Annotated in this window: 20 protein-coding genes and 2 tRNA genes; 8 read left to right on the forward strand and 14 right to left on the reverse strand. The window is 57.3% G+C overall.

Annotation, left to right across the window (positions count from 1 at the left end; all coding sequences use genetic code 11):
• Positions 1–282: 282 nt before the first annotated feature.
• Positions 283–528, forward strand: coding sequence for a type II toxin-antitoxin system Phd/YefM family antitoxin (locus ACWKV9_RS18395; RefSeq protein ID WP_483837561.1), 246 nt, complete (start codon positions 283–285; stop codon positions 526–528).
• On the forward strand, positions 518–799 hold the full coding sequence (locus ACWKV9_RS18400) for a type II toxin-antitoxin system RelE family toxin (protein ID WP_483837562.1): 282 nt from the start codon (positions 518–520) through the stop codon (positions 797–799). Before ACWKV9_RS18395 ends, ACWKV9_RS18400 begins: the two co-directional genes overlap by 11 nt.
• 43 nt (positions 800–842) lie before the next feature.
• On the opposite strand, the gene ACWKV9_RS18405 is transcribed toward ACWKV9_RS18400, so the two are convergent.
• The 5 genes from ACWKV9_RS18405 to ACWKV9_RS18425 all read right to left on the reverse strand — a co-directional run bounded on the left by ACWKV9_RS18405 (position 843) and on the right by ACWKV9_RS18425 (position 6664).
• Positions 843–1547 carry a hypothetical protein gene (locus ACWKV9_RS18405; RefSeq protein WP_483837563.1) on the reverse strand — a complete coding sequence of 235 codons (705 nt, stop codon included), beginning with the start codon at positions 1545–1547 and terminating at the stop codon, positions 843–845.
• Between the two features lie 135 nt (positions 1548–1682).
• Complete coding sequence (locus ACWKV9_RS18410; protein ID WP_483837564.1) at positions 1683–2714, reverse strand: fimbrial protein; 1032 nt, start codon at positions 2712–2714, stop codon at positions 1683–1685.
• 11 nt (positions 2715–2725) lie between these two features.
• Entirely contained in the window at positions 2726–5278 is a 2553-nt protein-coding gene (locus ACWKV9_RS18415) for a fimbria/pilus outer membrane usher protein (RefSeq protein WP_483837565.1), read from the reverse strand.
• A 102-nt stretch (positions 5279–5380) separates the two neighbouring features.
• The gene (locus ACWKV9_RS18420) at positions 5381–6067 is read right to left on the reverse strand and encodes a fimbrial biogenesis chaperone (protein ID WP_483837566.1); all 687 of its coding nucleotides are present in this window, start codon (positions 6065–6067) and stop codon (positions 5381–5383) included.
• A gap of 69 nt (positions 6068–6136) precedes the next feature.
• Complete coding sequence (locus tag ACWKV9_RS18425) at positions 6137–6664, reverse strand: fimbrial protein (RefSeq protein ID WP_483837567.1); 528 nt, start codon at positions 6662–6664, stop codon at positions 6137–6139.
• A gap of 397 nt (positions 6665–7061) precedes the next feature.
• Between ACWKV9_RS18425 and ACWKV9_RS18430 the strand changes: the two genes are divergently transcribed.
• The 4 genes from ACWKV9_RS18430 to ACWKV9_RS18445 are packed head-to-tail and all read left to right on the forward strand — an operon-like array spanning position 7062 to position 15090.
• Positions 7062–9878: a response regulator gene (locus tag ACWKV9_RS18430; RefSeq protein WP_483837568.1), complete on the forward strand. Its 2817-nt coding sequence runs from the start codon at positions 7062–7064 to the stop codon at positions 9876–9878.
• Positions 9875–11071, forward strand: coding sequence for a response regulator cyclic di-GMP phosphodiesterase PvrR (gene pvrR, locus ACWKV9_RS18435; RefSeq protein ID WP_483837569.1), 1197 nt, complete (start codon positions 9875–9877; stop codon positions 11069–11071). Before ACWKV9_RS18430 ends, pvrR begins: the two co-directional genes overlap by 4 nt.
• A gap of 54 nt (positions 11072–11125) precedes the next feature.
• Positions 11126–14422, forward strand: a complete 3297-nt coding sequence (locus ACWKV9_RS18440) for a hybrid sensor histidine kinase/response regulator (protein WP_483837570.1) — start codon at positions 11126–11128, stop codon at positions 14420–14422.
• A gap of 20 nt (positions 14423–14442) precedes the next feature.
• Entirely contained in the window at positions 14443–15090 is a 648-nt protein-coding gene (locus ACWKV9_RS18445; protein ID WP_483837571.1) for a response regulator, read from the forward strand.
• Between the two features lie 359 nt (positions 15091–15449).
• On the opposite strand, the gene ACWKV9_RS18450 is transcribed toward ACWKV9_RS18445, so the two are convergent.
• Positions 15450–15526, reverse strand: a tRNA-Met gene (locus tag ACWKV9_RS18450).
• A 447-nt stretch (positions 15527–15973) separates the two neighbouring features.
• Between ACWKV9_RS18450 and ACWKV9_RS18455 the strand changes: the two genes are divergently transcribed.
• Positions 15974–18031 carry a methyl-accepting chemotaxis protein gene (locus tag ACWKV9_RS18455; RefSeq protein WP_483837572.1) on the forward strand — a complete coding sequence of 686 codons (2058 nt, stop codon included), beginning with the start codon at positions 15974–15976 and terminating at the stop codon, positions 18029–18031.
• An 83-nt stretch (positions 18032–18114) separates the two neighbouring features.
• Complete coding sequence (locus tag ACWKV9_RS18460; protein ID WP_483837573.1) at positions 18115–18774, forward strand: class I SAM-dependent methyltransferase; 660 nt, start codon at positions 18115–18117, stop codon at positions 18772–18774.
• Between the two features lie 69 nt (positions 18775–18843).
• Here ACWKV9_RS18460 and ychF read toward each other — a convergent pair whose 3' ends face one another.
• The 8 genes from ychF to ACWKV9_RS18500 form a co-directional block, all read right to left on the reverse strand.
• The gene (gene ychF, locus ACWKV9_RS18465) at positions 18844–19944 is read right to left on the reverse strand and encodes a redox-regulated ATPase YchF (RefSeq protein WP_483837574.1); all 1101 of its coding nucleotides are present in this window, start codon (positions 19942–19944) and stop codon (positions 18844–18846) included.
• Positions 19945–19965: 21 nt separating this feature from the next.
• Complete coding sequence (gene pth, locus ACWKV9_RS18470; RefSeq protein WP_483837575.1) at positions 19966–20550, reverse strand: aminoacyl-tRNA hydrolase; 585 nt, start codon at positions 20548–20550, stop codon at positions 19966–19968.
• Between the two features lie 167 nt (positions 20551–20717).
• Entirely contained in the window at positions 20718–21326 is a 609-nt protein-coding gene (locus tag ACWKV9_RS18475) for a 50S ribosomal protein L25/general stress protein Ctc (RefSeq protein ID WP_483837576.1), read from the reverse strand.
• A 137-nt stretch (positions 21327–21463) separates the two neighbouring features.
• Entirely contained in the window at positions 21464–22405 is a 942-nt protein-coding gene (locus ACWKV9_RS18480) for a ribose-phosphate pyrophosphokinase (RefSeq protein WP_483837577.1), read from the reverse strand.
• 47 nt (positions 22406–22452) lie between these two features.
• A tRNA-Gln gene (locus tag ACWKV9_RS18485) sits at positions 22453–22527 on the reverse strand.
• A gap of 34 nt (positions 22528–22561) precedes the next feature.
• Positions 22562–23365: a 4-(cytidine 5'-diphospho)-2-C-methyl-D-erythritol kinase gene (gene ispE / locus ACWKV9_RS18490; RefSeq protein ID WP_483837731.1), complete on the reverse strand. Its 804-nt coding sequence runs from the start codon at positions 23363–23365 to the stop codon at positions 22562–22564.
• 49 nt (positions 23366–23414) lie between these two features.
• On the reverse strand, positions 23415–24032 hold the full coding sequence (lolB, locus tag ACWKV9_RS18495) for a lipoprotein insertase outer membrane protein LolB (protein WP_483837578.1): 618 nt from the start codon (positions 24030–24032) through the stop codon (positions 23415–23417).
• A gap of 4 nt (positions 24033–24036) precedes the next feature.
• Positions 24037–25761 (reverse strand): tetratricopeptide repeat protein, encoded by a 1725-nt coding sequence (locus ACWKV9_RS18500; RefSeq protein WP_483837579.1) that lies wholly within the window; start codon positions 25759–25761, stop codon positions 24037–24039.
• Between the last annotated feature and the right edge of the window lie 61 nt (positions 25762–25822).

Consider the following 25822-nt stretch of genomic DNA (forward strand, 5'->3'; position numbering starts at 1 on the left):
TCCCCTGTTGCGAATTTATGGCACAAGCAGAGCGAGGACGATCACCAATACAGGTGCAGTTGGGTATAGAGCACAACGGTAAGGGCTGCTCCGGCGAGTGCGCTGTTGTCGTTGGAATCTGGATCGACGTTAGCAGAACGTGAGGGGCGAGTGAGCGTGGGCATGACGCGGTGGCTTCTCGCGTCGGGTTCATAGCAGGCAGTCGAGTAAGTCCTCCGCGAGAGGCGTTGATGCACACGCAAAAAAAGACCAATATAGCGACCTTATTTGAGGGCTTAATAAATGCAAAACGTTTTGGCCAACCAGGTCGTCAGCGTCTCCGAGCTTAAGAAAAACCCTTCCGCTGTGCTGAGCGGAGCGCACGGCATGCCTGTCGCGGTGCTCAATCACAACCGTGTCATGGGTTACATGGTGCCGGCCGCGGTTTTCGAGGCAATGATGGAGCGCCTGGATGATCTTGATTTGGTTGAGCTGATTAAATCCCGCGAACACGAGAAGGCGGTGCCGGTCGATATCAATGACCTATAAGCTTCAATTTCTACCATCGGCACTGAAAGAATGGGAAAAGCTGGGTCACACGATTCGCGAGCAAATGAAGAAAAAGCTCGCTCAGCGTCTGCAATTGCCCCGAATGCCAGCAGATGCTCTACACGGGATGGCCGATCATTACAAAATCAAGTTACGAAGCGCTGGATACCGACTCGTTTACCGGGTCGAGGATGAGCGGATTGTTGTGACAGTGGTTGCGGTTGGCAGGCGGGAGCGTGGCGACGTGTATGAAGATGCGAAAAAGCGATAGCTAACTGCTGAATAGCCCCCAAAAAGGGGGCTGTCTATCTATATCACTGCTGAACCACGCTATACCCGTCAAACGCGGTCTGCTGTTGAATCGCTGTGACGATATTCTTGCGCGTCGCTGGCTGTTCGTTGCCGTCCTTGTCCACGAACACTTCGCTTTGCAGCTCGGCTTCGTCGCCTTCGCCCACGAATGAGAAGCCCAGGAACTCGTAGGTTTCCCGGTCAACGTAAGGCTTGGAGCGTGGGTTGCGCAGCGGCAGGGTGACGCTGATGTCGTCCTTGGTGATGACGAACACTTCGATGTCTTTCTTGGCGCGAGCCACTTTTCCTTTGCCAGGATTGGGATTGCTCACAGCCTGGTGCGTCTGGTTCAACACGCGCAGCGCGAGGTTGTAGACCAATTCCTGAAACGACGGATCGTCCTTGTAGCAGGACAAAATCCGGCTGATCGGGAACTTGGTGCTGAGGTCTTCCAGTGCGGCCATGTCCGACGCTTCTGCGTCCTTGAGCTGCTTGAGCTCGCCCATCAGGTCATAGGCTTTATCGTCGTCGAACTGATCATGTGCCTGACGAATGGCAACCCGAAGCTCACGAATCTGATCGCTTTCCTTTGCGGTCTGGAAAGCGTCGAGCACCATTTCACTGACGATTTTCGCCTGCGGCACGTGCTGTGAAAGATTGATGGCGTTCTCGTATTCCTGCTTGGAAGACAAGGACGTCACGGCGGCATCGGTATTGGAATCAGACATTGGACATTCACTACTTCATTAACTGGGGTTGAGGCGCGAAACCCGTGGGGCGTTTCGGGGGGCCTAATCTATTGGACCCGAGCGCCGTTGTCACGGGGCAACGGCGGATCGCATCAAACCCGGTGGGTGTGGTGATTACTGATAGCTGATGGTCAAGGTGGCGCTGGCGTTGGCTTGTCCGGCGCTGATTGACCCCGCCGTGCGGTAGTAACGCGCCTTGAAGGGGATTATGTAAGCGCCTTCAGCGGGGGTTGTCCCTGTCTGGATCGGTGTATTCAGTACCAATGGCGCATTGTTGTACAGCATTTGCAACTTGACGCCGGTGGCCACAGTGGCCGATTCGGCGCTGTCCAGATTTAAAATCCCCTGTGCGCTGTCCGAAGCGCCTGCGCCGCCTGCATTCAACGTGATGCTGACCTTGGTATTTGCATCGCAGCTAAGCGGTACTTCGAAACCCTTTGTGCCGGCGGTGCTGCCTTCGCCCGCGAAGTCAGTGGTATTCACGCTGCCCATGGGCACAACGATACTTTTGTTGGTCACCGCGCAGGCAGCAACTGAAACATTGACGGCGCTGATGTAAACGGGGGCTTCCGGAACCGCCCACGCGTTATCCGAGCGCAAAATGAAAGCTGCCAACGCCTGGCTGGCGATGTTGCCTCCCGGGACGCTGTCGGCAATTTTGTAGATCTTGAACGTCATGGTGCCCGAGATCGGAGTGGTGAAGCGGCTGGCGCCGGAGTCACACAGCAGCTTGTTGAATGAGGCCGAGCCGATCAACGGCGCGACGCCATCGTCGTAAGCCGTGACACCTGGGCAAACTCCCACGCCGGTGCCTTGAATGGCATAGCCGAGCCCGGTGGACTGCGCTCCCAGCCGATAAATGATCGCGCCTTGCGCAGTGGTCAAGCCCGACGCTGTGCCCCGACTCTTGATGCCCAACTGTTGAGAGCCGATGGTGCCGGTGCAGGTAAACCCTTCAAGCGCGCTTGAGGTGCCTTCGGCCACCAGACTGCCGATCGGTGCATCACGAGCAACCACCAGCGTCGGGATTTGTATCGTGGTGGAGCTTGAGCCCGAGCACGTAGCCATCGACGGCGCTGACCACAACGTGACAGCCGCGAGTAGCATCCATGGCGCACAACGTAATACGCTTGATGTGAGCTTCATCTTTGACTTCCTCATTGGCAGGCGGCGCTTGCAGTCAATACCGCGGAATAGGGTTGCTGTGTTGAATCGGCAGCAGCGCGCGGCAATGCAAAGTCCGCTTCACAGCGCTTTTCCAAACCGCTTCCCCACTTGAGTGCGAGCCGACCTTTGTCAGGCACGCCGCTCAGATAAACCTCCCCGTCACTCCCGACAATGCCGGTGTTGGGCGAGGTCTGATCACCGCTTTGCAGGACCTGTGCAGTGGCGCCGAACGGCACGGGCTTGCCGTGATGGGAAACGGTCATCATCACGCGGCTGCCCACCCGGGTATCAAAGTTGGCCAGCACCACCGCGCCTTGGGTCGGGATAACGGTTTGCGTGGTGCCCGCAATATCAACGCCGTCCCCCATCGACTGGGTATCCAGCGAAATACGGTTCTTGCGGTAGGCGCTGACGTAGGGCACCACCGCATATCCTCGGGAATCGGTGTGGATGCCGGGATTGCTCTGGACTCTGACGTCGCTGGCGCCTGGCGCTCGGACCAGCGCAACGGTGTCACCCAATGGCTGGGAAAGCGTGACGCCATAGGGGTGGACCACGACCCCACCCTGAACGCCATACGTCACTTGCTGCATTCCGTCGCCGTAGTTGTAACTGGCGGTGGTATCCCCAAAAGATCCTTTGTAATTAGTGCTCAGGTTTCCGCTGCTGGCGGTATGGGTTCCGCGACTTTGCTGTGCGCTGTAGCTGAGGTTGTTGTCCGCCAGCGCGGTGCCATTGATCCCCACCTGCTGCACGGTTTCGCCCTTTTTGCTAGAGCTGACGCTGTAGCTTGCCCAGCTTCGTGGCAGCAATCGGTCGAGCGGGATCTGAACGCTGAACGCCAGTTGTTGATCGGTTTGATTGCCGCGCCCCACCGGCAAAGCTGAGTAGGTGTAGCTGAAGTTGTAATTGACCCCGGAGTGACTGAAGTTATATCCGGTGCTGACGTTGCGTTCGTAGCCGGTCTTGCCCCAAAAGGTTTGCTGATAGCCCGACACATAAATACTGCCGTAACTGTCCAGTGCCTGACTGACATTCAACTGCGTCTTGCTGCGTTTGTTGTAAAGACTGCGCCAGGAAGAGTCGTCATCCGCCCCGATTTCGTTGGCTTCCCGGAAATCATAAAAACCGCTGGTGGCGTAGCGGTAACCGGCGAGCGTGAACGAGGTGCCAGTCTGTTTGATGTCTTTGGCGTATTGCACCCGAAACGAGCGGCCCTGGTGACGGGTGCCATCCGACAGCTCGGCACGGGCCTGGGTGACATCAAATGACAACGACCCGATATCACCGAAACCATGCCCGACACCAACGGCCAGCGAGCCATAATTTTCAGCGCCGAGCATGCCGCCATACAGCGTAGTGTCCGCGGGCAGGCCGAAGATCAGCGTGGACTGCACAAACGTCGGAGTGCGGGCGCCCTCGGTCTGGCTGCGAAATTTCGCGGCGGTGGCCGAGTATTTGAGCTGACCTTCACGGACCATCGTTGGCACCGAGGAAAACGGCTGGACCGAACGACGCTCTGTGCCGTTGGCTTCCTTGATGATCACTTCCAGATCGCCACTTGATGAGGTGGGGTAAAGGTCGGTGATCGCGAATGCGCCGGGCGCCACGTACGTTTGATAAATGATGTAGCCGTTCTGGCGCACCGTGACTTGTGCGTTGCTCTGGGCGATGCCACGAACCACGGGTGCGAAACCCTTCAGACTGTCGGGCAGCATGTTGTCATCAGAAGCCAGCTGGACACCCTGAAACTGAACGCTGTCGAAGACATCGCTGGGAGTAAAGCTTTCTCCCAGGGTCAGTTGCCCCTTGAGCGGTTGGATATCCCGCTGGGCGTACGTGTTGATTGCGCCCCAGTGTTTATTGCCCCTGCCGTCGTCGCTGTAAGTGGAGTAATTGCGCAAACGCCAGGCGCCGATGTTGGTGCCGCTGTGCAAACTCAGGTAGGAGTTTCGGCCCGTGCCCGAGCGATTGTCGTAACGGGTGTTTGAACCGCTGTAGGCGTAGTTGAACAGCACAGCTGGCAGCCCTTGATCCCACGATGCCGGATCGACAAATTCCCGAGCTTCGGTTTTCAGTGCGGCCTGTGGAATGCTGATGTCCAGACGCTGCTGTCCAAAATTGAAGGTGTAGCTGGCCAAAGGAATGTGCAGCCCAATGTCTTCAACTTCGCTGTCTTGCCCCAACGCCTGCAGCGTGGGAAAGGCTTCAACCTTTACGCCCATCTTCTGTAATTGATCACGGCTGATCTGCGGCTGGAGTTGTCCCTTGAGGAGAGTGAAGCTCACATCGGTGGTTTCAATCCTGCTGCCGTTCAAGTAGATATCCACCCGATAAACGCCCGGCACCTGCGAGCCTGCATTGGAAAATTGATCAAGATCGACCATGCCTTGTGTGGCGACGTTTCGCTCTAGCGCGTTTGGGTTGAAGTAGTCCGCGCTCAAAGCCATCGGCGAAACAGTGACCAGCGCGGCTAATCCGACCGCTTTTTTCGATGTTTTATGAAGTCTGGAAAACTTGAAACTCAAGATGGCGTTACGCACGGCAATAACTCTCTTCAATAAGTTTTAAGCAGCAGCGAGCCTGCTCAACAACTGACTGCTCAGAAGTTAAAGGCTGTTACAGAAGGTATTTGCGAAGCCGCGCTACAGTGCAGAACGAAGAATCGGGGTCAAGCCACCGTAGTCGGTAATGGCTTGCCAACTAACGGAGCCTGTCCCGGTTGTACGTGATATTGGCCATTGTTGAGTCGTGTTCGGTGCAATCATTTTGGCTTCGTCTATTACTTTTTCGGCGTATTTGAGTTCGTAGAACGAAATATAGAACGGCGTCGGGTTATGCACTTGAAGTTGATTGCCAACGCGTTTGAACTCCAACGCTTTATACGCTTGCTCTGCGAGTTGTGCAGACAGCCCGGCAGGGCGATAAAACAGTTTTATCTGGGTCTTTACGGTGATTTGCAGCAGGTTTTTATCGGACTTCTCGTTGGCCGGAATGGAGATCACGTTGATCCAGAACACCGATTCCTGATTGTCCGGGAGTTGCCCACCTGTACGCACGATCCGCAAGACGTTCTCATTGCCTGCGTCCAGTCGAAACAAAGGCGGCGTCATCAGAAACGGAGCCTTGCTGTGCGCGCCGGTTTGCGTGTTTTCCACCCAGGATTGAATCAGGTAGGGCGATTTATCCGGGTTGCGCAGGTTCAGGCTGGACTCGCGTGCCCCACCGTTATAAATCACGCGGGTAGCGCCGACTACCACGCCCGCTTGAGCTGTTTGCAGCGTCAGCCACACAGTGCTGATTGCGAAGATCAATGCTTTCCAGGTTTTCATATGTATTTCTCGTGCAGAAATCCTTGACCGGAAAAAGCAGCCGCGAGGGGATGCCTCGCGGCCGGAGTTTTAGTTGTAAGCGATGGTGAAACTGGTCGACGCCGCGGCAGTACCCGCGCCCACTGTTGCCGCCGTGGACATGTACTTGGCGATGAAAGTCATGGTTGTGCTGGTTGCATCGGTCGGTATGTCTTTGGCTGCCGAAGCGGTTTGCATTGGAATCAAAGTCGTGCCGTCCGCCTCATAGATCGCAACGGCCAGACCGGTCGCCGTCTGGCCTGAAGTCAGGGCCAACAGGCTGCTGTTGGTGGCGTCAGGCGTGCCGTCGAATTTCACGCTGGTTTTGGTAATCGTGTCCGGGCACGACGCCAGAGTGATATTAAAACGGGTCGCACCCGCGACTTTACCTGCACTGGTAAAGCCGCTCGCATCGACGCTGCCCAGCTCAACACTTTGCGTGGCCGTTTGAGCATTTACCGTACAAGCCGTAGCCAGCACGCTACCGGTAAAGTTGATCGTGCCGTCTGCAGCGTTGGCGGCGCCGGCTGCGAACAGGCAAGACAGAACAGCGAGACCGATTACATTCTTTTTCATCATTAATACTCCAGAGAAGACCGGCATGAGTTGGCCGGGTGAGTTCGTTAAGGTGTGGCGCGAAGCAATACTCGCCGGAGTCACCGTTCTGGAACATCAGACGATTCTTAATTAATTGGCATCTTTACCACGGGCACGCCGAAACTCTGTAGGAGCCAACTTGTTGGCGAGGCGGTTTCAAGCGGTGAACCAGATGTATTGTCTCGCGAACAAGTTCGCTCCTACAGAATGGGCACGACACCGGTAACTCTGTAGGAGCCAACTTGTTGGCGAGGCGGTTTCAAGCGGTGGGTCAGACACACCGTATCGCGAACAAGTTCGCTCCTACAGATGGCTGCTATGTTCATACTTTAAGAATCGTCTTATTCCTCATTCGTGTAACCAGTCCTAAGTTACGCGCATGAAACTACGCCAATTCATTCACCCGCTCGATCCTTCGTTCTCAACGCCCAAAGCTGCGCGCAAGTTATTGCACTTGTTTGCCATCGCTTTGGTGATGGGCGTGTACGCATTTGCCTTCAGCTACCTGAATTCGACGTTGAGCGATGAAATCTCCCGTCGGCGCAGTTACATGAATGCCGCTATCTCGGACGCGCAGAGTTTTTTCGTCAGTCGTCAAACGCTGCTCAAAACGCTGGGGCTGGCGGCGGTGCGCAATGTCACCGAACCGGTGCAAAGCGCCAGTGCCGTGGCAGGGGAAGAGGTCCATATCCGATTGGGCGCAGGGCAGCAAACCTGGAGCCTGTGGCTGACCAAACGCATGATTGGCTACCTGCGGCAGAACAAGGTCAATCTGTTGTACGTGGACGAAGTCGACCGCGATGCGGTGGTGCGGTTGTTTACTGCTCGGGCGCCGGTTTCCGTCGTCCCGTCTTACTTGCTGGCGCAACTGCGCCAGTCTCCGGCGGACAGCAATCTTGCCGACGATGATCTGTGGCTAACGGACCCGCAGCGTGAGGACTCACCGCTGTACATCTTCACTCGACTGGATGAGCGCAGCGCCCAGTCCGGATGGCTCGGTCTGGAGGTGGAATCGCCAGATCTGTTGAGTGCGCTGCGTAACGAAGACGCAGGTCAGTTCATGTTGCTAAACGCCCAAGGGCAGCTGATTTTTGACAGCGCCCAAGACCCGTCTTCAAGTCTGAGCCGTGAGCAACTGCCAGCACCACAGTCGTTCGGGTTTGTCGGTCGCGACTGGCTGCCCGATCACTTGGCGATCCGCAAACAGCTGGGGTATTCGGACTGGCAAATTATCTACGCCATCGACATCCGCTCCCTGCTACCGGTTCTGGTCCTGCCGTTGCTGATCAGCCTGTTGCTGTGTGGGGTACTGAGTTGGCTGATGTATTGTCTGGTTCGCCGTATCGATCAGCGGCTGATCATTCCGGCGGGCCATCGCATCGAGGCATTGGTCGAAAGTGAAGCCTTCAGTCGCGCAGTGATCCAGGTCGCTCCCGTGGCGCTCTGTGTTCTGCGTCGTCAGGATGGCGCAGTGGTGCTGGCCAATCCGCTGTATCGCCAATGGCTGGCTGACAGCGATGAATGCCAGCATCTCTGCCACGACTGGATTCGTCGCGGTTTTGACGAGGTCGCGCACAGCAGTACTGATGAGTTGCAACTGATTGACGGCCGCCACCTGTCACTCAGTTTTGCGCCCACGCGGTACGAGCGCGAGGACGTGCTGATTTGCGCGTTCAGCGACATCAGTGCACGCAAGCAGGTTGAGCTGGCGCTGGAGCAGGCGCGACATCTGGCCGATGCGGCCAATGAAGCCAAGACGCTGTTTCTGGCCACCATGAGCCATGAAATCCGTACCCCGCTTTATGGGGTGCTCGGCACGCTGGAGCTACTGGCGCGCACCGAGTTGAGCGCCCAGCAAAATAGCTACCTCAAAGCCATCGAAGGGTCCTCTGCCAACTTGCTGCAACTGATCTGCGACGTGTTGGACGTATCGCGGATCGAGGCGGGGCAACTGCAACTGGAATGCAGCCGTTTCGCACCGCTGACGCTTATCGAGGAAGCGATCCATGGCTACGCCGCTGCGGCTCACAGCAAAGGGCTGCAATTGTTCGCCTGCATAGATCCGCAGTTGCCGAGCTGGCTCAAGGGCGATGCAACGCGAATTCGGCAGATCCTGAATAACCTGCTCAACAACGCTTTGAAGTTCACCGACAACGGTCGGATCATTTTGCGCGTCAAACTCGAAAGCCGGGATGGCGAGCGCGTCATGCTGAACTGGCAGGTATCAGACACTGGCATGGGCATTAGCCACCACGATCAACAACATCTGTTCGAGCCTTTCTATCAGGGCGACGGCCATACCAATGTGGTCGCAGGAACAGGGCTGGGGCTGTCCATCTGCAAGCGCTTGATGCACTTGATGAACGGCACCATGCGGGTCGTCAGCGAACCGGGGCTTGGCAGCAGTTTTACGCTGAGACTTTCGCTGGAACAGTTGGCGGACTCCGACGCCCAGGCATTCGACGATGAGCTCAAGCCTGAGGCGATCTTCGTCGTTTCGCCCGTTCGCGAATTGGCCCAAAGCCTGTGCGGCTGGCTACGTCGCTGGGGAGCACGGGCGCAAGTCGGCGTTCCTGAGACCGCTCAGGGGCAAACCGATTCGGTGCTCCTCGAACTTCATCCTGGCAGGCTGCAAGGGATGCTGGCGCCACAGTGGAAGGGCGCGCGCGTGATGGCGGTGGGTGATATGCACGGCACTGAGTTGGGCGAGGTTGCCGGGGCGGTCAGTTTCAATTACCTGAAAGGGCTGCGCCGAGCGATCGCCTCGGCCCAGGGGCAAACGGCTTCGTCGCAACAAGAACCTGCGCAAAGCCGTCCGGTGTTCAATCTGGGTATTCATGTGCTGGTGGCTGAAGACAACGTCATCAATCAGTTGATCCTGCGCGATCAGTTAGAGGAACTGGGCTGCACCGTCGAGCTGGCCCACGATGGGCTGGCAGCGTTGGAGCTGTGGCGAAACTCCTCATTCGATCTGGTGCTGACCGACATCAACATGCCGCGCATGAACGGCTATGAGCTAACCGCTCAGCTACGTCATCAGAATTGCGCCTTGCCGATCATCGGCGCGACCGCCAACGCAATGCGCGAAGAAGGCGAGCGTTGCCTGGAAGCCGGCATGAACCAATGCCTGATCAAACCCTTTGCCTTGAGCGAGCTTTATGCCTGTCTGGAACCCTATCAGAGGGCAGACTATTGAGGCCTTACAGGGTTTTGATCGTTGAAGATCATCCCTTTCAGCACGAGTATTTGCTGCACCTGTTCAGTGAACTCGATGGCTTCAAGGTGGAGACGGTGTGGGATGGCGCGACGGCTCTGCAGCGTCTGCAATCCGGTGCCTACGATCTGGTGATCAGCGACTTGTTCATGCCGGGCATGGACGGCGTGCAACTGATCCAGAACATCGCAAGGCTCCCCGATCCCCCTGCGCTGGCGCTGATGAGCGTGGCGTCCCGAAGGATGTTGATCAGTGCCGGGCTGGTGGCGAAAAATCTCGGTCTGAAGGTATTGGCGCTGATTTCCAAACCGGTGGACCCGGCAGCGGCTCGTGAACTGCGCGACAGTCTGGATGGCCTGTGCCAAACACACAGCAGACCGTCCATTCGCCCGCTGCATCCTGATCGGCAGCAGCTGTTGCACGCCCTGCGCAGCGGGCAGATGCAGCCCTGGTTTCAGCCCAAGAAGTCCTTGGATAACGGCCGGGTTTGCAGCGCCGAAGCATTGGTGCGTTGGCAGCATCCTGACTTGGGTTTGGTCATGCCGGGAGATTTCCTGCCGGGTATGCAGCAACTGGAGCTGGAAGAAAATCTACTGTGGTCGATGCTCGATCAGACGCTTGACGTTCAATCGCAATGGCGGCGTCGAGGCTATGACGTACCGGTTTCGGTGAACCTGCCCACCCATCTGCTCGCAAGCCACGACCTGGCGGACCGATTGCGCGCCAGGGTTGTGGAAAACGGTGCCGAGCCCGGTTCGATCTGTTTCGAGCTGCTGGAAACCTCAACCACCCAAGCGCTCAGTGACTATTACGCAGGGGCCTGTCGCCTGCGAATGATGGGTTTCGGCCTGGCGCAGGATGACTTCGGCAAAGGCTTCAGCTCGTATTTCAATCTGGTCTCGACGCCGTTCAGCGAGCTTAAGATCGACCGCTCGCTGGTTCACGGTTGTGCCGACAACGAAAGCTTGGCCGCAGCCGTGCAGAGCATCGTAGAACTGAGTCACAAACTGGGGCTGACAGTCACCGCTGAAGGGGTCGAAACGTCCGCTGAATTGGCGTTTCTGCGCAAGATTCGCTGCGATCAGGTTCAAGGTTTTTTGATCTGCGCCGCCGTACCACCGGAGCAGTTCCTTGAATTGTTGCGTGAAGATGGCCTCACGCCAGCACCAAAGTGATCTGCTACTGTCTATTCACAGTGCGCCACGAAATGGCAGTCATGGCGGCCCCGCATGGGCGCCGTATCCTCATGGCGTATCTATCTCAGGCTCAAGGCCTCGTCGATGAAAACTGAAAGCCTTAAATTAGGCGCGCTGGCATTGAGTTCGCAGAGGCTCAACAAGTTGTTGCTAATCCTGGCCGGTCTGACGTTGCTGCTCGTCAGCATGTGCTACTGGGCGGTTGATCGGGTGCTCGAAGAAGAGCGCGATAAAGTTGATTTGCACTTCGGTCGGCTGGTCGAAAGCATTCATGAGTACGAGACTTTTTTGCGCAACGTCGCCAGCGCCTATGACCGCACCAACCAGAATATTCAGACCGATATCCGCCCGCTGTCTCGGGTCGAGATCATGCAAAAGGGCGATGAGCGCGTGTTCCAGAATCGCGGCCTGGCGATGTCCCAGCCGTTCACCCTCAGCGAGCGCGTCAGGTTCAGCCAAGCGCAGTTGCAAGGCGCCTACTCGCTGGGCGTGCAGTTGACTGATTACTACAGCACGTTCTGGTCGAGCTCCAATTACGCAGCGCCGCAGACGTTTCTGTTCTCGCCCTCCGATCAATTCAACATCGCCATCCCCGGCGTCGAAGGCACGCGCAAACAGTCGGTGCTGTTCAAGAACAATTTTTTCGATCTCACCGGGCGTCTGCATCAACAATTACTCGCCCAGCGAAGTTTGCTCAACGATCGCAAGGTGCGCTGGACCCGAGCACCCGCTGGCCTGCTCGAAGGCAGCAAAGTGATCGTTGCGCTGATTGGCGTGGACATCACGCCGTCGATCATGCCCGCGCAGCAGGATGAAGGGCTTCTGGCGATGATGGCGTTGCTGGATGCCAAGCGCATCAACGGCCCGGATCGACTGGGGCTCAAGTCGGTCAACGACCGCGTCACGCTGATCTCGCCGGGCGGTGACGTGTTGCTGGGCAACGCGCAGGACCCTGCTTCAGTGCCGATGGGTTTGAGCTTCGAGGCTGAGGGTTTGCGCTTCAAGCTCATTTCCAGTGGACCTGAGCAGTGGGTCGGCCTTTACGCGATCAGCTACAAAAGTTTCTTCCGTTACGCGCAGTGGCCGCTGCTGGGCGTGGCCTCGGTATTCCTACTGGCGCTGCTGTCGGGCTGGAGGGTCAATCGCTGGTATCGCGCACGTATCGTCGAACCGGCGCAGCGTGCCAATCGACGTCTGACCGAGAGCGAGGCGTTCAACCGCGCCATGTTGCAAAGCGCGCCGATCGGTTTGTGCGTGGTGCAGCGCAACAACAGCAAGGTGCTCCTGGAAAACCAGCGCGCGCAGGAGTGGCAGGGCACCGCCGAATTGATCAGCCTGCTCAAGCGCGACTACAGCAATCAAGAGCCTCGGGAAGTACAGATCGAAGTGGCGGGGAGATTCCTGCTGGTGTGTTTCATGTCCACTCGCTATCAGGGCGAAGACGTGGTGCTGTGCGGGTTCAACGACATCACCCGGCATGTCGATGACGCGCAGTTGCTGGAACAGGCACGGCGCGCAGCCGACGAGGCAAGTGCGGCGAAGACGCTGTTTCTGGCGACCATGAGTCATGAAATCCGTACGCCGCTGTACGGTGTGCTGGGCAATCTTGAACTGCTGGGGCTGACCGATCTGGATGCACGTCAGCGCGATTATCTGCAGACCATCGGGCGCTCGTCCTCAGTGCTGTTTCAATTGATCAGCGACGTGCTCGATGTCTCCAAGATCGAGTCCGGGCAAATGGCCCTGGAAACCACCACGTTCAGCCCGCTTGACGTCTTCGAAGACGCCGTGCGCAGCTACGCCGCCACCGCGACCAACAAGGGTTTGCAGGTATTCGCCTGCGCCGATGCGACATTGCCCGCACTGATGAGTGGGGACCCAGGGCGTATTCGCCAGATCGTCAATAACCTGCTTAGCAACGCGATCAAGTTCACTGAGTCCGGCCGCGTGGTATTGCGGCTGAAGGTGATTGAGCTCACCGCCACGCACGCGTCGTTGCAATGGCAGATCTCCGACACCGGCATCGGCATCAGCGAGAAACAACTGGCCGGGCTGTTCAAGCCGTTCTCGCAGATCAGTGGCAGCGAAGGGGCTGGCGGGGCAGGGCTGGGGTTGTCGATCTGTGCGCGCCTGAGTGAGCTGATGGATGCGCAGTTGAGAGTGGTGAGCGAGCCCGGGTTGGGCAGCAGTTTCTCGTTGCACATGCAGCTGCCGATCATTGCCGGAGCGCTGCCCGATAGTGCTGATATCAAGCTCGACGGTCTGGCTGTGCATGTGCGTGCGCCGCTCAAGGAACTGGAGCAATGCCTGGTCGACTGGCTCAATCGCTGGGGCGCGCACGCTGCGGTTTTGCCAGCGGGCTACCACGCCGACGCGCACTCGATTCTGCTCGATCTCTCAGCGAGCCCCGCTCATGGAGAGCCATGGGCCGGACGACGCCTAACTGTCAGCGATCTTGCGCACCGCCAGCCGCAACCCTCGAGCGACGGCTGGACCGTAAACGCTTTCGACATCCGCTCGATTGCCCGGGCCTTGATGCTGGCCCACTCGGGCGCAGTGCAGGCGCGCGAGGTCAGCGGCGCTGGCCTCCTAAGCTGTAACGGATTGCGCGTGCTCGTCGCGGAAGACAATCCCATCAACCGTGCGATTTTGCAGGAACAGCTTCAAGCGCTTGGCGCCCAGGTCATCACCGCAGCCGACGGCGAGGAGGCCTTGCAACGCTGGTCGCCCGAGGCGTTCGATGTAGTGATCACCGACATCAACATGCCCCGCTTGAATGGTTACGAACTGACCCGCGCGTTGCGAAAGCGTGATGCTGTCATCCCGATCATTGGCGTGACGGCCAATGCGTTTCGTGAAGAAGGGGAGCAATGTCTGGCCGCCGGGATGACGGCGTGGATCGTCAAACCCCTGAGCCTCAAGCTGCTAAGTCAAACGCTGCTTGAACATGGCGGGCGCAGCACAGTGACGCCGGACAAGCCTTCTATCGAGGCGCCAGAAGAGCAAGCACATCAGGATCTGGACGGTTGGATCAACCTGTCGCCCGCCATGCGTGATTTGTTTATCACGACCATGCAGGAGGACCTGTCCTGCGTGCAGCAGGGACTTGAACAACAGGATGCCGAGTGCGTTGTGCGGCACCTGCATCGCATGAGTGGTTCGCTGGCAACGGTCTGCGCATCGCACTTGAGCGCCGCGTGCAACGCGTTGGAAACCTCGCTTCACTCGCATTCGCTGGACGCTGCTCGGATCGCGCAGGTGCAGGCGCTGTTGAGGCGCCTGGAAATCGCCGTACTCACATTGACCGACAAATCAGGCCCTGACGGGTAACCCGGAATGGAAGGTAGACAGTGCAAAAGATCAACGTAGTGATCGCTGACGACCACCCCATTGTGCTGCTCGGTGTGCGTGAAATCATCCAGCGCGATGGCCGTTTCAAGGTCGTCGCCCAAGCCACCTCATCCAGTCAGCTGGTCGATGAGCTTCATAGTCACGCCCCCGAAGTGCTGATCACCGACTTCAACATGCCCGGCGACAGCGCCTATGGCGATGGGCTCAAACTCATCGAATACCTGATCCGCACCTTCCCCCGCACGCAGATACTGGTGCTGACAATGATCTCCAACAGCTTGATCCTGTTGCGCCTGCACGAGCTGGGCGTCGTCGGGGTAATCCAGAAAAACCATTTGTACGAAGAGATTCAGAACGCTCTCGATTCACTCGCCTCGCGCCGCAAGTACCAGAGCCCTGCGCAGGAACCTGCGTCTGTCATCCCCAACGAGCAAATGCTCGACGAGCGAATTGCCAGCCTGTCGCCCAGAGAGATTGAAGTGTTGCGGCTGTTTGTGTCCGGCAACAGCGTCAGCGACATCGCTCGCCAGCTTAGCCGCAGCACCAAAACCGTCAGCGCCCAGAAAATCTCGGCAATGCGCAAACTGGAAGTGACCTCGGACCATGCCTTGTTGAGTTATTGCATCAGGGCGGGGGAGTTTCAGTAGGTTTGGGAGGAGGGTACCTGGAGCGGGGCGGTGAGGGATTTTGCGGCGATTGGCGCGTGGGAGCGACGGGGCCGCGTCGGCGTAACCTCAGGCGGAACTCGCTGAAAGTCCCACCGCTATCGCAGCCTCGCCCTGCTCGTCAGCTCCTACAGACGAGCGGCGTGATCTGCTAACTTACCACCGAACTCTAAGACTCCAGGTGCGCGCCTGCCCGCGATTACTATGTACAAGCCGCTATATTGTCGGCGGCGTCATAGAACATATAAGCAGCAGAAAAACGACAGGCACAAAAAAGCCCGCACGAGGCGGGCTTTCTTGATTGGCTTACAAATTTCGGTAGAAATCTGTAAGCCGGTACTTGGTGGCTACACAGGGACTTGAACCCCGGACCCCAGCATTATGAATGCTATGCTCTAACCAACTGAGCTATGTAGCCAAGTGGCGCGCATTATTCGCTTAGATCGAATATGTGTCAAGCGTCTGTGTGAAAAATTTATCCCTGTGATCAAGCGGTTAGGATTTTAAGGTCATCGTCACCAGAAACTGAACCGGAACTCGCCTCGTCAGGCGGTGGTTACAGTTTGTTGCTGACGTTGAGTGTATTTGCCCCACTTTTGTGCGCGTCATCGTCGGAAATGGCCGCATAACCCTTGGGAAAGGGCAACAAGGCGGCGGTCCAGTTCTTGCTTAAGCCATTTTCATCAGGCGGCTCCGTTCTGGGGCATGCCTTAAAAAGCCAGCGATTTCTGCGTGTCTCCGGTTCAGGAGATAGGCGGCTGTCGTCATTGAATCAATAACATGGCATTTTGCCGGTAGCATTTTAAGACCGCGTCCGCTGCTGCGTTGTGCTGCAGTCGGAAGTTGTTCAGAGGAGTAGTCGGACATGCAGAGTCTTTTATCGCCAGGAATCCGTCTGCTGGGGCGTTTCGGATTCGCGCGCAAGTTTCAAATCCTGTTTTTCCTGTTCATGCTTCCGCTGGTAGGCAGTCTCTGGATGATTGGTCAGGATTATCGCGCAAAGCTGACGGTCATTTTCAACGAGCAATCGGGGGTGCGCCAATTGCTGGCGCTCGATACGCTGGACGGCCAACTGATCGCGCAACGCAACCGGGCGGCGCGCTGGAAAGCTGCTGACATCCTTCATGATCCAACCCCTGCGGCCAAAGCTGCGATGGCGGAACTCGATGCCACCAACCCAGCCATGCTGCAAAGCTTGCAAGCTCTGGGGGATACACTGAAAACCCATAACGCCAGCGCCGATACGATGACTCGTTTTGAGGCGTTGCAAGGGTCCGTCAAAGGGATGGATTCCCAATCACTGCGGACCGTGGGCTGGTGGCCAGATGGCTATGATCGCTTCACGTCGGCGCTGAGTGCGATGCAAAGCCTGCGCGAGCAGATCACCATGGACAGTGGGCTGATCCTCGACCCATGGCTTGAAACCTACCTGATGATGCAGATTTCCACGCAGCAAAGCCCTGACTTGATCGAACGCATAGGTCGCATGGCTGGTGTGGGTGCATCTTCCATTGCCTCGGGGCAGTTCACGCTGCAAAGCCGTTTGCAGATGCGCGATTTGCGCAGTCGCATAGGCGATGCCCGGGATCAGTTGGTCAAGGCAGCCAATACCCTCAAAACCAAGTCGTATCCGGGCCTGGAAGGGTGGACAGCGCAATATGACAACAGCCTTCAGCTTTTGGATAACGAGCTGAAAATGCTCGATGACAATGTGTTCGGTGGCACGATCAAGCTGGATGTTGCCGCGTTCGACCGCAGTGTTGACGGCATGCTCGGCAGCCTCGGCGCCTTGCGCAATCAGTCGCTGACGTCGCTGGACGCGCGTCTGAGCTACTACCACGACAGTGCGATCAAGCAGTTCATCCCGGTGGCCGTTACATTCAGCGTTCTGGCGTTGGCAGCGTTGTACCTGCTCATGTGCCTGCAGGCATCGATCCGTCGCAGCGCTCGCGGCATTACCACGTTGGCCGAGTCCCTGCGTGACGGTAATTTGTGCGTCGAGGTTGCGGTTGATGGGCGCGACGAACTGGCAGCGATCAGCGCTGCGCTCAACGTCGCGGTGGTTCAGTTGCGCACCAGCTTGCTCGGCGTGAACCACGAAACTCAGCAGTTGGGGTCGGCGGTACTTACCCTCAACTCGCAGTCCGGCAGCACACTGACGGAGGTCGAAGACCAGCAACAGCAGATCAGCCAGATCGCCGCCGCTGCAACGCAATTGGCGGCGACATCCATGGGCGTCGCCAGAAGTTGTGAGCAAGCGTCCGGCAGCGCTCAGCAAACCCGGCGTATCGCCGAGGACAGCAGTCGTGACAGTTTGCGCACGACGGCCAGCATTCAACAGCTCAACCAACGCCTCACCGATACCGCTGACGCCTTGGGGCGCGTGAGTCAGCAGGGTCAGCAGATCCAATCAGTGGTAGACACCATTCGCGGCATTGCCGAGCAGACAAACCTGCTGGCGCTCAATGCGGCTATCGAAGCGGCGCGCGCAGGCGAGCAGGGAAGGGGCTTCGCTGTGGTCGCTGATGAGGTGCGCAGCCTTTCGCAGCGGACTCAGGCTTCTACCGCTCAGATCGCCGGGACAGTAGACAGCTTGCGTTCGACGGTCAGCCAGGCGGTCAGTCTGATGGAAGCCGCCTGTGGGCAGGCGATCACGGACGCCGAGTCGGTCACTGGTCTGGGCAATCGCCTGGGCGAGATTGCCAGTGCCGTGCAGAACGTGACCGATACGTTGGCGCAAATTGCTACAGCGGTTGAAGAGCAAGCTGCTACCGCAGATGAAGTCAGCGGCAACATCCAGCAAGTGGATCAAGCGGCCGGGCGCCTGCTCGAAGGGGCTCGCGCGGTCAATCTGGCGGCAGACACGTTGAGTAAGGGCAGCCGGGCGTTAAGTGACAATACGGCGCGGTTTCAACTGGGTTGAGGTTTGAAAGGGGAAATACTGATTGAGTGTAAGATCGGCCAGATATCTTTAGCCGATCAACGTCTCAACGCTAAGGTTTCTCCATGACCCAAAACAGCACAGCTGGCGCGGCGGTTTATTCTCCGCTGACTCTCGCGTTGTATGACGCCTGGGTGCTAGGTATTTCCAATCGTTATGCCTGGCGTTGCTCTACCCAAGACACCTTGCTTCCATTTTTCCGCAGTTATGTCGGAGCGCGTCACCTGGATATCGGCGTTGGTACCGGCTTCTATCCCGCCAAGTCTGATCTTCCGACCGATATTGCCATCACGCTGATGGACTTGAATCCAAGCAGCCTGGAGGCGGCCAGGCGCCGTATTGGTCGGGCTACCACGCGTACGATCTGCCACGACGTCATGGTTCCCATCCCAGGCGGTGAGCGTTTCGATTCGATTTCCCTGTTTTACCTGCTTCATTGCCTTCCGGGCCCGCTCGAAGCCAAGGTAGCGGTTTTCGGTCTGCTCAAGCAAAACCTTGCGCCTGGCGGTGTTCTGTTCGGAGCCACCATTCTGGGCGATCAAGCGGATCACAACGCGTTTGGTCGCAAGCTGATGAAGGTCTACAACAGCAAAGGGATTTTCGGCAATCGGCAGGACACTGAGTCTGGATTCGAAGAGCATCTTCGAAGGCACTACAGCACGGTGGTGCTTAAGCGTGAGGGTTGCGTGCTCCTGTTCAGTGCATCACAGCCTATCGATTCGTGAGGCAGGCGACAAAAAAATCGACCAATAAAAAGCCCCGCGATTGCGGGGCTTTTTGGTTTCAGTCGTCTATCAGACGTTGAAGCGGAAGTGCAGCACGTCGCCGTCCTTGACGATGTATTCCTTGCCTTCCAGGCGCCATTTACCGGCTTCCTTGGTACCGGCTTCGCCTTTGTACTGAATGAAGTCGTTGTAGGCGATGCACTCGGCGCGGATGAAGCCTTTTTCGAAGTCGGTGTGAATAACGCCAGCCGCTTGTGGGGCGGTAGCGCCCACTTTAACGGTCCAGGCACGGACCTCTTCGACGCCTGCGGTGAAGTAGGTCTGCAGGTGAAGCATTTCGTAGCCTGCGCGGATGACGCGGTTCAGGCCTGGCTCTTCAAAGCCCAGGGCTTCGAGGAACATGTCTTTCTCTTCGCCGTCATCAAGCTCGGCAATTTCCGCTTCGATCTTGTTGCAGACCGGCACAACCATTGCGCCTTCTTCTTGCGCAATCGCGCGAACCACGTCCAGCAGCGGGTTGTTCTCGAACCCGTCTTCGGCGACGTTGGCGATGTACATGACCGGCTTGGTGGTCAGCAGATGGAAACCACGGATGACTGCCTTCTCGTCGGCATTCATGTTCTTCATCAGGCTGCGGGCAGGTTTGCCCAGCGTGAAGTGAGCGATCAGCTGCTCCAGCAGTCCTTTCTGAACTACAGCGTCCTTATCGCCGCCCTTGGCGTTGCGCGTAACTTTCTGCAGTTGCTTCTCGCAGCTGTCCAGGTCGGCGAAGATCAGCTCCAGATCGATGATCTCGATGTCACGCTTTGGATCGACGCTGTTGGAGACGTGAATAACGTTTTCGTCTTCAAAGCAGCGAACCACGTGAGCGATGGCGTCCGTTTCACGGATGTTAGCCAGGAACTTGTTACCCAGGCCTTCACCTTTGGAGGCACCGGCAACCAGGCCTGCGATATCCACGAATTCCATAGTGGTAGGCAGGATGCGCTTGGGATTAACGATAGCGGCCAGCGCTGCGAGACGCGGATCGGGCATTGCCACGATGCCGGTGTTCGGTTCGATGGTGCAGAAGGGAAAGTTCTCTGCCGCAATGCCGGATTTGGTCAGGGCGTTGAACAGGGTGGACTTGCCGACGTTGGGCAGGCCGACGATGCCGCAATTGAATCCCATGGTGTTTCCCCTCGAGTAATGTCAGGCCTTCTGGCTGTGCAGGTTTTTCATCGCGCGGTTCCATTCACCGGCGAAGATGTCCGGCAGCACGCCGAGGGCAAAGTCGATACTGGCATCCAGTTTTTCCTGCTCGGCGCGTGGCGCTCGACCCAGGACGAATCCGGAAACCTTGCTGGCATCGCCTGGGTGGCCGATGCCAAGCCGCAGACGGTGAAAAGTATTCTGATTCCCGAGCTGCGCGATGATGTCCCGCAGCCCGTTGTGACCTCCATGGCCGCCGCCTACTTTGAGTTTGGCAACGCCGGGTGGAAGATCAAGTTCGTCGTGGGCCACCAGAATCGAGTCAACCGCAATACGATAAAAGCCGGCGAGCGCTGCTACAGCCTGGCCGCTGCGGTTCATATATGTGGTGGGGATCAGCAGACGAACATCCTGACCCTGATGCGTGAAGCGTCCGGTCAGGCCAAAAAATTTACGCTCGGGCACTAGATTCACTCGGTGCGCCGCAGCAATACGCTCAACAAAAAGAGCCCCTGCGTTATGCCGGGTCTGTTCGTATTCAGCGCCCGGATTTCCCAGGCCAACGATCAGTTGTATGGCAGTCACGACAGGGGCTCTTCCTTGGAATTGTGGATAACGCCGATGAGAGTGGCGGCGAATGTGGGCGAAAACTGCTCATTTACCATGATGTAAACTCCGCGATCTCGCCCGCATTGCCTGACACTATCGCTCTCGGTGCTTCCTGAGCAACTCCGGTATGACCAAGTAATAAATTACTCGGCAGTACCTTCTGCTTCTTCATCTTCAGTTGGAACTACGCGTGGTGCGTGAACGTTGGCAACAGCCAGGTCGTTACCGTGCGCCAGTGCGACGAACTCAACGCCTTTAGGCGCCTTGAGGTCGGACAGGTGGATGATCGAACCGATTTCCAGTGCCGATACATCAACTTCGATGAACTCAGGCAGATCTTTCGGCAGGCAAGTCACTTCCAGCTCAGAAGTAACGTGCGAAACTTCGCCGCCTTTCTTGATTGGAGTTTCTTCGCCAACGAAGTGAACCGGTACGATTGCAGTCAGCTTCTGACCTGCGATTACGCGTACGAAGTCAGCGTGCATCACGTGGCCTTTGGCCGGGTGACGTTGCAGCGCTTTGATGATGACGTTTTGCTTTTTGCCGCCAACATTCAGCTCGATGATGTGGCTGTAAGCCGCTTCGTTTTCGAGCAGTTTGGCAACTTCTTTGGCCAGCATGCTGATGGACTCAGGGGCTTTTTCGCCACCGTAGACTACAGCTGGAACCAGGGCGGCGAGACGACGCAGGCGGCGGCTCGCACCTTTCCCCAGGTCGGAACGCACTTCAGCATTCAGAGTAAAATCATTCATGTTGTTTCTCCAAAATAACCACACTCGCCTCTGCGTTTGCGACCGACGCTCGGGCGATATGGGCAAAAAAGCCCCGCCCTGACGGATGGTCAGGGCGGGGCACTTTTCGTCAGCGAGGTGTCTGCGAAGGGAAGCCCTTAGCGGAACATCGCGCTGATCGATTCTTCGTTGCTGATGCGACGCATCGCCTCAGCGACTACCGGAGCAATATCCAGTTGACGGATACGGCTGCAGGCTTGAGCAGCAGCGGACAACGGGATGGTGTTGGTCACCACCAGTTCGTCCAGCACGGAGCTTTCAATGTTTTCGATCGCGCGACCGGACAGGACAGGGTGAGTGCAGTAGGCGAAAACCTTGGCTGCGCCGTGTTCTTTCAGGGCTTTGGCCGCATGACACAGGGTGCCAGCGGTATCGACCATGTCGTCGACGAGAATACAGGTACGTCCTTCGACGTCGCCGATGATGTGCATCACTTCGGAGTGATTAGCCTTCTCGCGGCGCTTGTCGATGATCCCGAGATCGACGCCCAGGGATTTGGCAACAGCACGTGCACGCACGACGCCGCCGATATCCGGGGAAACGATCATCAGGTTTTCAAAGCGTTGGTCTTCGATGTCATCCACCAGAACCGGGGAGCCGTAGATGTTATCTACCGGGATATCGAAGAAGCCCTGGATTTGGTCAGCGTGCAGATCGACGGTGAGTACACGGTCGATACCGACAACGGTAAGCATGTCAGCAACGACTTTCGCGCTGATAGCCACACGTGCAGAGCGCGGACGGCGATCCTGACGAGCGTAACCAAAGTAGGGGATAACAGCGGTAATACGAGTAGCCGAGGAGCGGCGGAAGGCATCAGCCATCACGACGAGTTCCATCAGGTTATCGTTGGTCGGAGCACACGTCGGCTGAATGATGAAGACGTCTTTACCGCGGACGTTTTCATTGATCTCAGCGGTGATCTCGCCGTCGGAGAACTTACCAACAGAAATGTCACCGAGTGGGATATGCAGCTGACGTACGACACGCCGAGCCAGATCGGGGTTAGCGTTCCCCGTAAAGACCATCATCTTGGACACGCGCAGTACCTGCCGGCTGAGGGTATACCTGGATGAGTATAGGAAAATGGCAGGGGCGGCTGGATTCGAACCAACGCATGGCAGGATCAAAACCTGCTGCCTTACCGCTTGGCGACGCCCCTGTAGCGATGTTGCCGAGTGCCCAGCACTCGTTTCTTAGAACAGACTCTGTAACTTACGGTGCAACATCGAGATGTTGCTTCCTTTGGCTACGAACCCTGTAAGGGTCTCTGTAAGAAGGGCCGAGACTTTATCAGCTTCAGCTTTGTTTGGGAAGGCCCCAAACACACAACTTCCAGTTCCAGTTAATTTTGCGTCGGTAAATTTACCTAGCAAATTCAAAGCGTTACGAACAGCTGGATAACGCCTCTCTACAACTGGCTGACAGTCATTTCGACTGTTTCCCTCGAGAACGGGGCGCACTTTAATGGGAGGAGTGTCACGTGTCAACAGCGGATCTGAAAAAATTTCTGCTGTACTTACAGATACTTGCGGAACAAGCACTAGATACCACGGTTCTTCAGGGTTTACCGGGGTCAGGATCTCTCCAACGCCTTCGGCGAAAGCGGCCCGACCACGCACGAAAACCGGCACGTCGGCGCCTAACGTCAGGCCCAGAGCGGCCAGGCGATCTTCATCCCAGCCAAGATTCCACAGGTGATTAAGCCCAAGCAAAGTTGTCGCCGCATCGGAGCTTCCGCCGCCGATTCCCCCTCCCATGGGCAGTACTTTTTTCAACCAGATATCCACACCCAGCGAACTTCCCGACTGCTTTTGCAGGGAGCGCGCCGCGCGAACGATGAGATTACTGTCGTGGGGGACATCAGGAATTTCTGTTTGAAGACGTATTTCACCATCGTCGCGCACGGCGAAACTTAATTCATCGCCGTAATCCAGAAACTGAAACAGTGTCTGCAGTTCGTGATAGCCGTCAGGTCGACGGCCGAGAATATGCAGCATCAGATTGAGCTTGGCAGGGGCGGGCAGTGTCAGGCGTGGCTGGGGCACGTTATTGCCCCAGTTTGCGAGGTTGCCAGTCCTTGACGACCAGCGTGACATCTAGATCCTTGCCATGCAGTTTGATCCGCTCGGGCAGCCAGAAGCCGTTTTGCTCGGAGTAACTGAGGTATTCGATCTGCCAGTCGTCCTGCACCAGATTCGACAACCGACTATTGCCGTCGAGGGTCAAGGTGCTCTTGCTGTCGGGGGCGGGCAAGCCGCGAACCCACCAGACCAGGTGCGAAACCGGCAGCTTCCAGCCCAGTTGGGCTTCAAGTAGTGTTTCTGGATCCGGCGCTTCGTAGCGACCCTGATTGGCGACTTCCAGCGAGACAGCGCCAGGACGTCCGGTCAAACGCGCAGCGCCACGACCCAATGGGCCGGAAAGGCGGATGTCGTAATAGTCCTGGCGTTGCAGCCAGAACAACGTGCCGCTGCCGGAATCTTTTGGTGCGCGAATACCGACCTTGCCGTTGATCTGCCAGCCATCGAGGCTGCTCAGTTGCTGTTTGTGGGCCTGCCATTGTTTGGCGTTGCCCTGGCCTTGCACGGCTTCGTGAGAACCGATGCCGGCGCAGCCAGCGAGCAGGGCGATGAAGCTGAATACGATTACGTGGCGCAATAACATAAATTCAAAGGGTCTCTGATCCGGTCAGGCGCTTGATGGTGCTGCGCAGTACTGGACTGTCAGGTTGCTGTTCAAGGGCTTTGCCCCAGACTTTACGTGCCTCGCGCTGTTCGCCTCTGGCCCAAAGGACTTCCCCTAGGTGCGCGGCGACTTCATGATCCGGGAAGCGTTCGAGAGCCTGACGTAGCAGACGTTCGGCTTCTTCCAGATTGCCGAGGCGGTAGTTGACCCAGCCCAGGCTATCAAGCACGGCCGGATCATCAGGGTTCAACGCGTGGGCGCGTTCGATCAATTGCTTGGCTTCGGCGTAGCGCGTGGTGCGGTCCGAAAGGGTATAACCCAGCGCGTTCAAGGCCATTGCATTATCCGGCTCGCGCTTGAGGATCGTGCGCAGATCCTTCTCCATTTGCTGCAGGTCGTTGCGCTTTTCAGCCAGCATCGAGCGCGTATACAACAGATTGAGATCATCCGGATATTGCTTGAGCGCTTGGTTCAACACCTGCCAACCGCGATCGGCCTGGTTGTTGTTGGTCAGCGTCTCGGCTTCAACCAGATACAGCTGAATCGCGTAATCCGGTTGATCGATTCGGGCCTGAGCCAGGCGTTTCGAGGCTTCGGCCGTGTTGCCGTTGCTCATCAGAATGTCGGCCTGACGCAGTTGCGCGGGCAAATAGTCGTTGCCGGGACCGACCTGGGCGTATTCGCTCAGCGCGGTTTGCGGATCATCACGCTCTTCGTAAATTCGCCCAAGATTAACGTGGGCCGAATCGACGTGACTGCCGCGAGCGACCAAATCTTCCAGGTAGCCCTGCGCTTCATCCCACGCTTTGGCTTCCAGGCAGACTAGCGCAAGGGAGTACCGAAGCTCGTCGTCATCCGGGTATTGCTGAACCAGACTGGAGAACTGCACTTTGGCATCCTCCATTCGGTTTTGCTCGACCAGCGTGCGCGCATAGGTCAGGCGCAGGCGCTTGTCATCAGGGTATTTCTTGATGCTTTTTTCGAGGAGAGGAATCGCTTCCTTGCCGCGGTTCATGCTTTGCAGCAAGCGTGCATGCAGCAGGATTGGCGCAACCTCGCCTTCGTTTGGCGGATTGTCCTCCAGCAGTTTCAAGGACGCCGCACTGTTGCCTTCCTGCTGCAACAACAGTGCTTTGCCGAAGATCAGCTGACCGTTTTTAGGGTACTTACCTAACAGCCGGTCGAAGCTCGTCAGCAGCCCCTTGCGGGTGTTCGTGTCGGTTTCGGCGGCGGAAAGGGCGAGGAAGTCGAAGTGCGTATCGCCCTGGCCCTGCAGGACTTTCTCCATATAGCGCATGGAGTCGTCGTAGCGTCCGGACCTTGCCAGTTGAATGGCTGCGGCGCGTTGCGCTTCAAGATTGGTCGGGTCGTTCTTGGCCCAGATCAGCGAAGTATCCAGGGCCGCCTGATCGGCGCCCAGGTATTCGGCAATGCGAAAAGCGCGCTCGGAAATTCCCGGGTCCTGAGTGTTGACCGCCTGCGTCACGTAGTTGTCCAGCGCAATGTCGAAGCGATTGCGCTGGCCCGCCAGTTCGGCGGTCAACAGGCTGACGACTGTATCCGGAGTGAACGAGCCGTAGACCTGAGGCTTGACCTCTGGCGCGGGAGTCGTCTCTTTCGCCGCAGGTGTCTGCGGGGAAACCGTGGCCGTGTTTTGGCAGCCACCAAGAGCGATTAGGGCAACGAACAGCGCGGAGGATTTATTCATATAGAAGAGAGGGCGACTACCTGCGGTTTGGGAGCATCATGACACAAGGCCGGGAGCAAAC

This window comes from Pseudomonas corni (assembly GCF_057128765.1).